Consider the following 13,057-nt stretch of genomic DNA (forward strand, 5'->3'; position numbering starts at 1 on the left):
ATCGGAGCCTGAAGACGCATGCCGCACACGAAAGATGAATTACCCGACGCGCTGTATGGCGCCGCGCAGGTGCGTGAACTCGATGCACGGCTGATCGCCGCCGGCACGCCGGGCTTCGAATTGATGCACCGCGCCGCCCATGCGACGTGGCGCGCGTTGGTGCGGCAATGGCCGTCGGCGACTGCACTGACGGTGCTGGCCGGGCGTGGTAACAATGCCGGTGACGGTTATCTGGTCGCGGCCATGGCGCACCGGGCCGGGTGGCAAGTGCGGGTGTTGGCGGTCGGTGATCCCCGGCAATTGCAGGGCGATGCGGCGTCGGCCCATGCCGAGGCCGTGGCGCACGGTGTGGCGATTCAGGGGTGGAGCACTCACTGCGAGTTGCGTGGTGTGATCCTCGATGCCTTGCTCGGCACTGGCCTGAACGGCGAAGTGCGTGAGCCTTATACCAGCGCGATCAATGCGATCAACGCCAGTGGCCTGCCGGTTGCGGCGGTCGATATCCCTTCCGGGTTGTGCGCTGACACCGGGCGCGCGCTGGGTGTCGCGGTCTGTGCCGATCTCACGGTGACTTTTATTGGCCTGAAGCTTGGGCTTTTCACCGGTGACGCGGCGGATCATGTCGGCGCGCTGGTGTTCAACGATTTGCAGGCTGCAGCGGAAACTTACCGTGACATACCTGTCCGCGCCCAGCGACTCAATGCCGCTAATCTTCCTCGATTGGCACCACGTGCGCCGTCGTCGCACAAGGGCCGTTTCGGTCACGTGCTGCTGATCGGTGGCGATCACGGTTTTGGCGGGGCGATTCTGCTCAGCACCGAAACGGCCCTGCGCAGCGGCGCGGGCATGGTGTCGCTGGCGACCCGGCCAGAACATGTGCCAGCGGCGCTGAGCCGTGTGCCGGAAGCCATGGTGCTCGGCACCTCATCGGCCAATCAACTGATGGGTTTGCTGGAAAAGGTTTCGACGCTGGTCGTCGGTCCTGGCCTTGGCCAGGCCAGTTGGGGCCGAGCGTTGCTGTCGGCGGCCGCCAACGCGGCTTTGCCGCAAGTGTGGGACGCTGACGCACTGAACCTGCTGGCCAGCGGTTTCGTTGAGTTGCCCAAGGATTGCGTGATCACCCCGCATCCGGGCGAAGCGGCGCGTTTGCTGGGCATCAGCACCGCCGAAGTGCAGGCGGATCGTCCGGCGGCGGCGCTGGCGCTGAGCAAAAAATATACAGCAGTGGTTGTGTTGAAAGGTGCGGGCAGCCTGATTGCGCATCCTGATGGACGTTTGGCGCTCTGTCACCAAGGTCATCCGGCCATGGCCACTGCAGGACTCGGCGACGTACTGGCCGGTTTGACCGGTGCGCTGCTGGCGCAAGGCATGGCCGGTTTTGATGCGGCGTGTCTGGCGGTCTGGCTGCATGCCAATGCCGGTCAGCAACAAGGAAAATTCGGCCGTGGGCTGGCGGCCAGTGATCTGATTCCAGCCATTCGTCAGTTGTTGGAGGAGCAAGTACCGTGTCTGAAGTAACCCTGTACCTGGCCGATGAACAGGCCATGAGCGACTTTGGCGCACGGATCGCCCGCGTGACCCAGGGCCATGGCCTGATTTTTCTCGAAGGCAACCTGGGCATGGGCAAAACCACCCTGTCGCGGGGCATCATTCGCGGGCTGGGCCATGTCGGGGCGGTGAAAAGTCCGACCTTCACTTTGGTCGAGCCGTACGAGATGGGTGATATCCGCGCCTTCCACTTCGACCTGTATCGCCTGGTCGATCCGGAAGAGCTGGAGTTTCTCGGTATCCGCGACTACTTCGAAGACGACGCGATGTGTCTGATCGAATGGCCCGATAAAGGTGCAGGCTTTTTGCCAAAGCCTGACCTGACCATTACCATTAGCCCGCAAGACAGCGGGCGTTCGCTGAAAATTTTATCCCAGGGCTCGCGTGGCGAGGCCTGGTGTGCCGCTTTGGCGTTGGAATCCAATTAAATGATGGGGTTAGGTATGCGCTTTCGCGCGTTGGTGGCTGCCGCTGGACTGATGTTGATGGCAGTAACCGTCAACGCTGTGGCCGATTCAAAGGTCAACAGCGTGCGCCTGTGGCGGGCGCCGGACAACACGCGACTGGTTTTCGACCTGAGCGGCCCGGTGCAGCACAGTGTGTTTACCCTGACCGCGCCGGATCGCCTCGTGATCGACATCAACGGCGCCACCCTCGGTGCGCCACTGAACGTGCAGACCGCAAACACACCAATCACCGCGATGCGCTCGGCCCAGCGTACGCCGACTGATCTGCGGGTGGTCATCGACCTGAAGAAAGCCGTCACCCCGAAAAGCTTCTCGCTGGCGCCGAATGCGCAGTACGGCAACCGTCTGGTGGTCGACCTGTTCGATAACCCGGCCGACGCTGCACCGCCGCCCGCGCCGACGCCGCAGGTGGCGACTGTGCCAGCGGTGCCGGTCACCCCGACCGAACCTGCGATCAAGTTGCCGCCAGCCCCGGCCGGCAAGCGCGACATTATTGTAGTGATCGACGCCGGCCACGGCGGCGAAGACCCGGGTGCGTCCGGCTCGCGTGGCCAGCGTGAGAAAGATGTGGTCCTGCAGATTGCCCGCGAACTGCAGCGTCAGGTCAACGGCATGAAAGGCTTCCGCGCCGAGCTGACCCGTACCGGCGACTACTTCATCCCGCTGCGCGGCCGTACCGAAATCGCCCGCAAGAAGGGTGCAGACCTGTTTGTGTCGATTCACGCCGACGCTGCGCCGTCTGCCGCAGCCTTCGGCGCATCGGTGTTTGCCCTGTCTGATCGCGGCGCGACGTCGGAGACCGCCCGTTGGCTGGCCGACAGCGAAAACCGATCCGACTTGATCGGTGGTGCCGGCAACGTCAGCCTCGACGACAAGGACCGCATGCTCGCCGGCGTATTGCTCGACCTGTCGATGACCGCCTCGCTGACCTCCAGCCTCAACGTCGGGCAGAAAGTCCTGACCAACATCGGCCGCGTCACGCCGCTGCACAAACAGCGCGTGGAACAAGCCGGGTTCATGGTGTTGAAATCGCCGGACATCCCGTCGATCCTGGTCGAAACCGGGTTTATCTCCAACGCCAACGAAGCGAACAAGCTCTCGGCATCGAGCCACCAGCAAGCGCTGGCGCGTTCGATCAGCAGCGGCGTGCGCCAGTTCTTCCAGCAGAACCCGCCACCGGGCACCTACATCGCCTGGCTGCGTGATTCCGGCAAGATCGCCCAAGGCCCGCGCGATCATCGCGTCGGCCCGGGTGAAACGCTGGCGATGATCGGCGTGCGCTATCAGGTGTCGCCGGCCACGCTGCGCGCCGCCAACAACCTGAAAAGCGATGAGCTGAAAGTCGGCCAGCACTTGACCATTCCTGGCACCGAACTGGCGTCCAAAGAATGAATCAGGTTCTGAACGCGGCCCGCATCGAACTGCTCAGCCCACGGCTGGCGAACCAGATCGCCGCCGGTGAGGTGGTCGAACGCCCGGCCTCGGTGATCAAGGAACTGTTGGAAAACAGCCTGGATTCCGGAGCCAAGCGGATTGATGTCGACGTCGAGCAAGGCGGCGTCAAGCTGCTGCGTGTGCGCGACGATGGCAGCGGGATTTCCGCCGATGACCTGCCGCTGGCCCTGGCCCGTCACGCCACCAGCAAAATTCGCAACCTCGAAGACCTTGAGCAGGTGATGAGTCTCGGTTTCCGGGGTGAGGCGCTGGCGTCGATCAGCTCCGTGGCGCGCCTGACGCTGACCTCGCGCACCCGTGACGCCGACCAGGCCTGGCAGGTGGAAACCGAAGGCCGCGACATGGCGCCTCGGGTGCAGCCGGCGGCGCATCCGGTCGGCACTTCGGTGGAAGTTCGCGACCTGTTCTTTAACACGCCGGCGCGACGCAAATTCCTCAAGACCGAAAAAACCGAATTCGATCACCTGCAAGAGGTGATCAAGCGTCTGGCGTTGGCGCGTTTCGACGTGGCTTTCCATCTGCGGCATAACGGCAAGACCATTCTCAGCCTGCACGAAGCCCACGATGATGCGGCTCGCGCCCGGCGTGTGGCGGCGATCTGTGGTTCCGGCTTCCTCGAGCAAGCGTTGCCGATCGAGATCGAACGCAACGGTTTGCACCTGTGGGGCTGGGTCGGTTTGCCGACCTTCAACCGCAGTCAGGCGGATCTGCAATATTTCTTTGTGAATGGCCGGGCGGTGCGCGACAAACTGGTGGCCCACGCGGTACGTCAGGCCTATCGCGACGTGCTGTTCAACGGCCGTCACCCGACCTTTGCGCTGTTTTTCGAAGTCGATCCGGCGGCGGTCGACGTCAACGTGCACCCGACCAAACACGAAGTGCGCTTCCGTGACGGGCGCATGGTGCATGACTTCCTTTATGGCACGTTGCACCGCGCGTTGGGCGATGTGCGTCCTGAAGACCAGCTAGCGGGTTCCGTGACCACTGCCGTCGTCCGGCCAACCGGCCTCGACGCCGGTGAGTTCGGCCCGCAGGGTGAAATGCGTCTGGCAGCCAATGCGCTGCTGGAGCAACCGCAGGCGCAACCGGCATTTAATACGTCGTCCGGTGCCAGTGCCGGCGGGGCTTACCAGTATCAATACACGCCGCGCCTGCAGTCGGCGGTGCCGCCGGCTGCCGAGGCGCAAGCCGCGTACCGAGAGTTTTTCGCACCACTGCCGGAAGCCAATGCCAACGCATTGCCGGCCGGACAGGAAGACATTCCGCCGCTCGGTTACGCGCTGGCGCAGCTCAAGGGTATCTACATTCTGTCCGAGAACGCGCAAGGTCTGGTGCTGGTGGACATGCATGCCGCCCACGAGCGGATCATGTATGAACGCCTGAAAATCGCCATGGCCAGCGAAGGCCTCAGTGGTCAGCCGTTGCTGGTGCCGGAATCGCTGGCGGTCAGCCAGCGTGAGGCCGACTGTGCTGAAGAGCACGCCGCATGGTTCCAGCGTCTGGGCTTCGAACTGCAGCGTCTGGGCCCGGAAACCCTGGCGATCCGCCAGATCCCGGCCTTGTTGAAGCAGGCCGAAGCCAACCGTCTGGTCGGCGATGTCCTGTCGGACCTGATGGAGTACGGCACCAGCGACCGGATTCAGGCGCACCTCAACGAATTGCTTGGCACCATGGCCTGTCACGGCGCGATCCGCGCCAACCGGCGTTTGGCCCTGCCGGAAATGAACGGCCTGCTGCGCGACATGGAAAACACCGAGCGCAGCGGTCAATGCAACCATGGCCGACCGACCTGGACCCAACTGGGCCTGGACGATCTGGACAAACTGTTCCTGCGCGGTCGTTGATGAGCCAGCTTCCTCCAGCGATTTTCCTGATGGGCCCGACCGCTGCGGGCAAGACCGATCTGGCCATCGAGCTGACCAAGGTGCTGCCGTGCGAGTTGATCAGTGTCGATTCGGCGCTGGTCTATCGCGGCATGGACATCGGCACCGCCAAGCCTTCGAAGGAGTTGCTGGCCGAATATCCGCACCAATTGATCGATATCCTCGATCCGGCTGAAGCCTATTCCGCTGCGGATTTCCGTCGCGATGCCCTGCAAGCCATGGCCGAGATCACCGCGCGCGGAAAAATTCCGCTGCTGGTGGGCGGTACGATGCTCTATTACAAGGCTTTGGTCGAAGGCCTGGCAGACATGCCGGCCGCCGATCCCGAGGTCCGCGCGCAGATCGAAGAAGAGGCTGCACGCCTTGGCTGGCAAGCGCTGCACGACCAATTGTCGATCATTGACCCGGTGTCTGCGGCGCGGATTCACCCCAACGACCCGCAGCGCCTGAGTCGCGCGCTGGAAGTTTATCGGGTCAGCGGTCAGAGCATGACCGAGCTGCGTCAGCAACAATCTGCGCAAAGTACTGAAGCAGCCGCTTCGGGACGGCAACAATTGCCCTATACTGTCGCGAACTTGGCCATTGCCCCGGCAAATCGTCAGGTATTGCACGAGCGCATTAAACAAAGATTCACAAATATGTTGGAACAGGGGTTCATCGACGAGGTCGTAGCCCTGCGTAAAAGAAGTGACCTGCATTCAGGGTTGCCGTCTATACGTGCGGTAGGCTACCGCCAAGTCTGGGACTACCTGGATGGCAAGCTGACGTTGGCCGAAATGCAGGAGCGCGGCATCATTGCCACGCGCCAATTGGCCAAACGCCAGTTCACCTGGTTGCGCAGCTGGGAAGATCTACACTGGCTGGACAGTCTTGATTGCGACAATCTGCCACGCGCCTTGAAATACCTTGGGACCATCTCCATATTGAGCTGAGTCCTTGCAATTGCCGTCTATCCTTGGGGGTGTGGCGGCCAAAGCCATCTGAATTACCTATTTTTATTATTGAATCCTTAAAGGAGTGCGGCACATGTCAAAAGGGCATTCGCTACAAGACCCTTACCTGAATACTTTACGTAAAGAGAAAGTTGGGGTTTCCATCTATCTGGTCAACGGTATCAAACTGCAAGGCACGATCGAGTCGTTCGACCAGTTCGTCATCCTGCTGAAAAACACCGTGAGCCAAATGGTTTACAAACACGCTATCTCGACAGTAGTGCCGGTTCGTCCAATTCGTCTGCCTAGCGCAACCGAATCCGAAGCAGGTGACGCTGAGCCAGGTAACGCCTGATAGGAGTCTCCTTTGTTCTTTGAGCGCCACGGTGGTGGTGAACGAGTGATCCTCGTTCACTTGGATGGACAGGACCCTGAGGCGCGCGAAGATCCGCAGGAGTTTCAGGAATTGGCTAATTCGGCCGGCGCCGAGACCGTTGCGTTTTTTAACGTGCCGCGTCATCGGCCAACCGCCAAATACCTGATTGGCAGCGGCAAGGTCGAGGAATTACGCGACCTGGTCAAATCTGAAGAAGCCGATCTGGTGATTTTCAATCACATCCTCACGCCCAGTCAGGAACGTAACCTCGAACGTGTTTTCGAGTGTCGCGTGATCGACCGTACCGGTTTGATTCTCGATATTTTCGCCCAACGCGCCCGCACCCATGAAGGCAAGCTCCAGGTCGAACTGGCCCAGCTTGACCACATGAGCACCCGCCTGGTTCGCGGCTGGACTCACCTTGAGCGTCAAGGTGGCGGCATCGGCATGCGTGGCCCGGGTGAGACCCAGCTCGAAACCGACCGCCGTTTGCTGCGGGTTCGCCTGCGTCAGATCAAGGGCCGTCTGGAGAAGGTGCGCAGCCAGCGCGAGCAATCGCGACGTGGCCGCTCCCGTGCGGATATCCCCACCGTTTCTCTGGTGGGATACACCAACGCCGGTAAATCCACACTCTTCAACAACGTGACGAAGTCCGACGTGTATGCGGCTGACCAGTTGTTCGCCACGCTGGACCCGACCCTGCGTCGTCTGGATCTGGACGACCTGGGGCCGATTGTCCTGGCGGATACGGTGGGCTTCATTCGTCACTTGCCGCACAAGCTGGTCGAGGCATTTCGGTCTACCCTCGAAGAGTCGGCCAACTCTGACTTGTTGTTGCACGTGATCGATGCGGCTGAACCGGATCGCATGTTGCAGATCGAGCAGGTGATGGTGGTGCTGGGCGAGATTGGTGCCCAGGACTTGCCGATACTCGAGGTCTATAACAAACTCGATTTGCTTGAAGGCGTTGAGCCACAAATCCAGCGCGACGAAAACGGCAAGCCTCAGCGGGTCTGGCTTTCGGCACGTGATGGCAGTGGTCTGGAATTGCTTGAACAAGCCATCGCCGAATTACTCGGCAGTGATTTGTTCATCGGCACCTTGCGCTTGCCGCAACGATTCGCCCGACTGCGTGCGCAGTTTTTCGAACTCGGTGCGGTGCAGAAAGAAGAGCACGACGAAGAAGGCATCAGTCTGCTGGCCGTTCGTTTGCCCCGTGTCGAGCTGAATCGACTGGTAAGCCGCGAAGGATTGCAGCCGATGGAATTCATCGAGCAACACACTTTGCAATAAAAGCCTGAAAAAGCGGTTGTGCCGCAACGGCAGGCATTCTGTAGCATTGGTCGGCGCGCCGTGGGTGCGTCTTTGCTTTATCAGATGGAGAGCGCTATGGCTTGGAATGAGCCGGGTGGCAACTCGAATAACCAGGATCCTTGGGGTGGCAAACGCCGCAATAACGGCGACCGCAAGGGGCCACCGGATCTCGACGAGGCCTTCCGAAAGCTGCAGGAAAGCCTGAACGGGTTGTTCGGTGGTGGTAAGAAACGTGGTGACGATGGCGGTGGGTCGGGCAAGAGCAGTGGCGGCTTCGGCGGTCTGCTCGGCATCGGCCTCGTCGTGCTGGCGGCTGTCTGGCTGTACAGCGCGGTCTACGTGGTCGACGAGCAGGAGCAGGCAGTGGTGCTGCGCTTCGGCAAGTACTACGAGACTGTCGGCCCGGGCCTGAACATCTACTTCCCGCCGATCGATAAAAAGTACATGGAAAACGTCACGCGTGAGCGTGCCTACACCAAGCAAGGCCAGATGCTGACCGAAGACGAGAACATCGTCGAAGTGCCGCTGACCGTGCAGTACAAGATCAGCAACCTGCAGGACTTCGTGCTGAACGTCGATCAGCCGGAAATCAGCCTGCAGCATGCGACCGACAGCGCCCTGCGCCACGTGGTGGGTTCCACCGCCATGGATCAGGTGCTGACTGAAGGTCGTGAATTGATGGCCAGCGAAATCAAGGAGCGTCTGCAACGCTTCCTCGATACCTATCGCACCGGTATCACCGTCACTCAGGTCAACGTACAGAGCGCAGCGGCACCGCGTGAAGTGCAGGAAGCCTTCGATGATGTGATCCGCGCCCGTGAAGACGAGCAGCGTTCGCGCAACCAGGCTGAAACCTACGCCAACGGCGTCGTGCCGGAAGCCCGTGGTCAGGCTCAGCGCATCCTCGAAGATGCCAACGGTTATCGTGACGAAACGGTCTCGCGCGCCAAGGGTGAGGCCGATCGCTTTACCAAACTGGTCGCCGAGTATCGCAAGGCACCTGAAGTGACCCGCCAGCGTCTGTACCTGGACACCATGCAGGAAGTCTTCAGCAACACCAGCAAGGTACTCGTGACCGGCAACAAGAACGGCCAGAGCAACCTGCTTTACCTGCCGTTGGACAAAATGATTCAAAACAGTTCGGGCAGCAATGCGCCGGTTACCGGTTCGGCTGCCGCCAGCAACAACACGGACGTCACGCCGCATGTCACTGACCTGCCGCAGTCGCGCACAAGGGAGACCCGCTGATGAGCAATAAATCGCTGATCGCCCTGATCGTTGGCGTCGTTGTGGTACTGGTGGGCTGGAACTGCTTCTACATCGTCGCTCAGACCGAGCGTGCGGTGCTGCTGCAATTCGGTCGCGTGGTTCAGGCCGATGTTCAGCCAGGTCTGCATGTGAAGGTGCCTTACGTTAACCAGGTGCGTAAATTCGACGCACGTCTGATGACGCTGGATGCACCGACACAGCGTTTCCTGACCCTGGAAAAGAAAGCCGTGATGGTCGATGCTTACGCCAAGTGGCGCGTGAAAGATGCCGAGCGCTTCTACACCGCGACTTCCGGCCTCAAGCAAATCGCCGACGAGCGTCTGTCCCGTCGTCTGGAATCCGGTCTGCGTGACCAGTTCGGTAAGCGCACCCTGCACGAAGTGGTGTCGGGTGAGCGTGACGCACTGATGGCTGACATCACTGCCTCGCTGAACAAGATGGCGGAAAAAGAGCTGGGTATCGAAGTCGTCGATGTTCGGGTCAAGGCCATCGACCTGCCGAAAGAAGTAAACCGCAGTGTGTTCGAACGTATGAGCACCGAGCGTGAGCGTGAGGCTCGCGAGCACCGCGCCAAGGGTAACGAGCTGGCAGAAGGCATCCGTGCCGATGCTGATCGTCAACGCCGCGTGCTGCTGGCTGAAGCCTATCGTGAATCCGAAGAGGTTCGCGGTGACGGTGATGCCCAGGCCGCTGCGATCTACTCCAAGGCCTACGGTCAGGATCAGGAGTTCTACAGTTTCTACCGTAGCCTGCGCGCCTACCGTGAAAGCTTCGCGAACAAATCCGACGTATTGGTCCTCGACCCAAGCAGCGACTTTTTCCACTACCTGGAAAAGGCCAAGCCTTGATACGCCGTTGACCTGAATCATTCCGCCCGGCGGCTAAAACCTCGGGCGGGGTGATCCTTTGGGAAAACGTGTGTATGATGCGGCAGCCGGGAAATTCCCGGCTTTTTTGCGTCTGCACGTTTGATTGCTGTTTTTTGTTGCAGGCATCGGGTTGAATGGCCCGAGAGTATTTCGAGGAAAGTGATGGGCGAAGCCGGTAACAGGCCTTTCGCCGCGTCGTTCATGCGCGTGCGTTTTGAACGGATCGGTCATTTTCTGCTTCACTCAAGGCTCGCCCGCAGGCTGGCCGCCCGGATCAAAGGGGAATGGCGTAATGGCAACGGTAGACCGCTGGCTGCTGCCAGATGGCATCGAAGAAGTACTGCCACCGGAAGCGGCGCGCATTGAAGTCGCGCGTCGTCAGGTGTTGGATCTGTTCCAGAGCTGGGGTTACGAGTTTGTCGTGACTCCCCATATCGAGTACCTGGAATCCCTGCTGACCGGCGCGGGCCAGGACCTGGATCTGCGTACCTTCAAGGTCATCGACCCGCAATCGGGCCGGCAGATGGGTTTCCGCGCCGACATCACGCCGCAGGTGGCGCGCATCGATGCGCACACCCTGCGTCGCGAAGGCCCGAGCCGTCTGTGCTATGCCGGCAGCGTCCTGCACGCCCAGCCGCGTGCATTGTCGTCCTCGCGCAGCCCGATCCAGCTGGGCGCCGAGCTGTACGGCGACGCCAGCCCGAGCAGCGACGTCGAAGTCATCAGCCTGATGCTGGCCATGCTGCAACTGGCCGATGTGCCGGACGTGCACATGGACCTCGGTCATGTCGGCATCTATCGTGGTCTGGCGCGCGCCGCCGGTCTTTCCGGCGAAGTCGAGCAGCAGTTGTTCGATGCGTTGCAACGCAAGGCCATCGACGAAGTCATTGCCTTGACCGAGGGCTTGCCGGCCGACTTGTCGGGCATGCTGCGGGCGCTGGTCGACCTGTGTGGCGGCCGTGAAGTGCTGAGCGCTGCCCGCGAGCGCCTGGCCAATGCGCCGGCGCCGGTGCTGGCGGCACTGGAAGATTTGCTGGCGATCGCCGAGCGTCTGGCGGCACGTTTCCCTGATCTGCCGCTGTACTTCGATCTGGGCGAACTGCGTGGTTACCACTACCACACCGGTGTGGTGTTCGCGGTGTTCGTGCCGGGTGTTGGTCAGTCCATCGCTCAGGGTGGTCGCTATGATGACATCGGTGCCGACTTCGGTCGCGCCCGTCCGGCGACAGGCTTCTCCACCGATTTGAAAACCCTGGTGACCCTGGGGCGTGCTGAGATCGAGCTACCGTCTGGCGGTATCTGGATGCCTGACAGTACGGATGCGGCACTCTGGCAGCAGGTTTGCCAGTTGCGCAGTGAGGGTCAGCGTGTCGTTCAGGCCTTGCCTGGGCAACCTTTGGCCGCCGCCCGTGATGCGGACTGCGACCGGCAATTGATTCAGCAGAACGGGCTTTGGCAAGTATCGCCACTGGCTTCTTGAGTTTTCCTGCCGGCCATCGCCGGCACCAAGTTTGCGCGAATGAGGACAAGTGTTATGGGTAAGAATGTCGTAGTCCTGGGCACCCAATGGGGTGATGAGGGCAAAGGCAAGATCGTTGATCTGCTGACCGAACATGCTGCAGCCGTAGTGCGCTACCAAGGTGGCCACAACGCTGGCCACACACTGGTGATCGACGGCGAAAAAACCGTCCTGCACCTGATCCCGTCGGGCGTGCTGCGCGAAGGCGTGCAGTGCCTGATCGGCAACGGCGTGGTGGTTGCACCTGACGCCCTGCTGCGCGAGATCACCAAGCTGGAAGAGAAAGGCGTACCGGTCCGCGAGCGTCTGCGTATCAGCCCGTCCTGCCCGCTGATCCTGTCCTTCCACGTGGCGCTGGACCAGGCCCGTGAAAAGGCTCGTGGCGAACTGAAGATCGGTACCACCGGTCGCGGCATCGGCCCGGCGTACGAAGACAAGGTTGCCCGTCGTGGCCTGCGTGTTGGCGACCTGCTCAACATGCCACGCTTCGAAGACAAGCTGCGTGAACTGGTGGATTACCACAACTTCATGTTGGTCGGTTACTACAAAGAGCCGGCCATCGAGTTTGAAAAGACCCTGGCTGAGTGCAAGGAATACGCTGAGCTGCTCAAGCCGCTGATGCTCGACGTCACTGCCGAGCTGCACGACCTGCGTCGCGCCGGCAAAGACATCATGTTCGAAGGCGCCCAGGGTTCGTTGCTCGACATCGACCACGGTACCTACCCGTACGTGACCAGCTCCAACACCACCGCCGGTGGCGTGGCGACCGGTTCCGGTGTTGGCCCGATGTTCCTGGATTACATCCTGGGCATCACCAAGGCTTACACCACCCGCGTCGGTTCGGGTCCATTCCCGACTGAGCTGTTTGACGACGTCGGTGCGCACCTGGCCAAGCAAGGTCACGAGTTCGGTGCGACCACCGGCCGTGCCCGTCGTTGCGGCTGGTTCGACGCCGTTATCCTGCGTCGCGCGATCGATGTGAACAGCATCTCGGGCATCTGCCTGACCAAGCTGGATGTACTCGACGGTCTGGAAACCATCAACATTTGCGTCGGCTACAAAGATGCGCAAGGCAACGCAGTTGCTCCAACTGACGCTGACAGCTACGTAGGCCTGCAGCCTGTGTACGAAGAAGTACCGGGCTGGACCGAATCGACCGTGGGTGCCAAAACCCTGGAAGAGCTGCCAGCTAACGCGCGTGCCTACATCAAACGCGTTGAAGAGTTGATCGGCGCGCCGATCGACATTATTTCGACGGGCCCGGACCGCAACGAAACCATCGTTCTGCGTCATCCGTTTGCTTGATAAGTCGTTGATGTAAAAACACAAAGGCCCCTTAATCGGGGCCTTTGTCGTTTATGCCTGTTGGACGGCATGACCTTTGCTGTGAATCTGTCTACAAGAGTGCCATCAAATTAATGGCGT

General features: G+C 60.8%; 11 protein-coding genes. All 11 read left to right on the forward strand.

Annotated elements, in window-relative coordinates:
* The first annotated feature begins 18 nt into the window (after positions 1 to 18).
* Positions 19 to 1,518: an NAD(P)H-hydrate dehydratase gene (locus QZR14_RS06640; RefSeq protein WP_311996175.1), complete on the forward strand. Its 1,500-nt coding sequence runs from the start codon at positions 19 to 21 to the stop codon at positions 1,516 to 1,518.
* Entirely contained in the window at positions 1,506 to 1,976 is a 471-nt protein-coding gene (tsaE, locus tag QZR14_RS06645; RefSeq protein ID WP_250602937.1) for a tRNA (adenosine(37)-N6)-threonylcarbamoyltransferase complex ATPase subunit type 1 TsaE, read from the forward strand. Before QZR14_RS06640 ends, tsaE begins: the two co-directional genes overlap by 13 nt.
* Before the next feature lie 51 nt (positions 1,977 to 2,027).
* Positions 2,028 to 3,407, forward strand: a complete 1,380-nt coding sequence (locus tag QZR14_RS06650) for an N-acetylmuramoyl-L-alanine amidase (protein ID WP_442967387.1) — start codon at positions 2,028 to 2,030, stop codon at positions 3,405 to 3,407.
* On the forward strand, positions 3,404 to 5,314 hold the full coding sequence (mutL, locus tag QZR14_RS06655) for a DNA mismatch repair endonuclease MutL (protein ID WP_311996177.1): 1,911 nt from the start codon (positions 3,404 to 3,406) through the stop codon (positions 5,312 to 5,314). The genes QZR14_RS06650 and mutL overlap by 4 nt, the downstream gene beginning before the upstream one ends.
* Positions 5,314 to 6,285: a tRNA (adenosine(37)-N6)-dimethylallyltransferase MiaA gene (gene miaA / locus QZR14_RS06660; RefSeq protein WP_311996178.1), complete on the forward strand. Its 972-nt coding sequence runs from the start codon at positions 5,314 to 5,316 to the stop codon at positions 6,283 to 6,285. Before mutL ends, miaA begins: the two co-directional genes overlap by 1 nt.
* A gap of 94 nt (positions 6,286 to 6,379) precedes the next feature.
* Positions 6,380 to 6,640 carry an RNA chaperone Hfq gene (gene hfq / locus QZR14_RS06665; protein ID WP_007902656.1) on the forward strand — a complete coding sequence of 87 codons (261 nt, stop codon included), beginning with the start codon at positions 6,380 to 6,382 and terminating at the stop codon, positions 6,638 to 6,640.
* 12 nt (positions 6,641 to 6,652) lie between these two features.
* The gene (hflX, locus tag QZR14_RS06670) at positions 6,653 to 7,954 is read left to right on the forward strand and encodes a ribosome rescue GTPase HflX (RefSeq protein WP_311996179.1); all 1,302 of its coding nucleotides are present in this window, start codon (positions 6,653 to 6,655) and stop codon (positions 7,952 to 7,954) included.
* 96 nt (positions 7,955 to 8,050) lie between these two features.
* Positions 8,051 to 9,223: an FtsH protease activity modulator HflK gene (gene hflK / locus QZR14_RS06675; RefSeq protein ID WP_007915828.1), complete on the forward strand. Its 1,173-nt coding sequence runs from the start codon at positions 8,051 to 8,053 to the stop codon at positions 9,221 to 9,223.
* Positions 9,223 to 10,092: a protease modulator HflC gene (hflC, locus tag QZR14_RS06680; RefSeq protein ID WP_016984784.1), complete on the forward strand. Its 870-nt coding sequence runs from the start codon at positions 9,223 to 9,225 to the stop codon at positions 10,090 to 10,092. Before hflK ends, hflC begins: the two co-directional genes overlap by 1 nt.
* Positions 10,093 to 10,405: 313 nt before the next feature.
* A complete protein-coding gene (locus QZR14_RS06685) occupies positions 10,406 to 11,593 on the forward strand; it encodes an ATP phosphoribosyltransferase regulatory subunit (RefSeq protein WP_311996180.1) in 1,188 nt (395 codons plus the stop codon).
* A 54-nt stretch (positions 11,594 to 11,647) separates the two neighbouring features.
* Positions 11,648 to 12,937: an adenylosuccinate synthase gene (locus tag QZR14_RS06690; protein WP_008078328.1), complete on the forward strand. Its 1,290-nt coding sequence runs from the start codon at positions 11,648 to 11,650 to the stop codon at positions 12,935 to 12,937.
* Positions 12,938 to 13,057: the final 120 nt, after the last annotated feature.

Source organism: Pseudomonas sp. rhizo66, from assembly GCF_031931925.1.
Lineage (GTDB): Bacteria > Pseudomonadota > Gammaproteobacteria > Pseudomonadales > Pseudomonadaceae > Aquipseudomonas.

What these genes read in the sequence shown, in the direction of transcription:
- QZR14_RS06640 (WP_311996175.1), top strand. Translation starts at nt 19, where the DNA reads ATGCCGCACACGAAAGATGAATTACCCGACGCGCTGTATGGCGCCGCG.
- QZR14_RS06650 (WP_442967387.1), top strand. Translation starts at nt 2,028, where the DNA reads ATGTTGATGGCAGTAACCGTCAACGCTGTGGCCGATTCAAAGGTCAAC.
- mutL (WP_311996177.1), top strand. Translation starts at nt 3,404, where the DNA reads ATGAATCAGGTTCTGAACGCGGCCCGCATCGAACTGCTCAGCCCACGG.
- miaA (WP_311996178.1), top strand. Translation starts at nt 5,314, where the DNA reads ATGAGCCAGCTTCCTCCAGCGATTTTCCTGATGGGCCCGACCGCTGCG.
- hfq (WP_007902656.1), top strand. Translation starts at nt 6,380, where the DNA reads ATGTCAAAAGGGCATTCGCTACAAGACCCTTACCTGAATACTTTACGT.
- hflK (WP_007915828.1), top strand. Translation starts at nt 8,051, where the DNA reads ATGGCTTGGAATGAGCCGGGTGGCAACTCGAATAACCAGGATCCTTGG.
- hflC (WP_016984784.1), top strand. Translation starts at nt 9,223, where the DNA reads ATGAGCAATAAATCGCTGATCGCCCTGATCGTTGGCGTCGTTGTGGTA.
- QZR14_RS06685 (WP_311996180.1), top strand. Translation starts at nt 10,406, where the DNA reads ATGGCAACGGTAGACCGCTGGCTGCTGCCAGATGGCATCGAAGAAGTA.
- QZR14_RS06690 (WP_008078328.1), top strand. Translation starts at nt 11,648, where the DNA reads ATGGGTAAGAATGTCGTAGTCCTGGGCACCCAATGGGGTGATGAGGGC.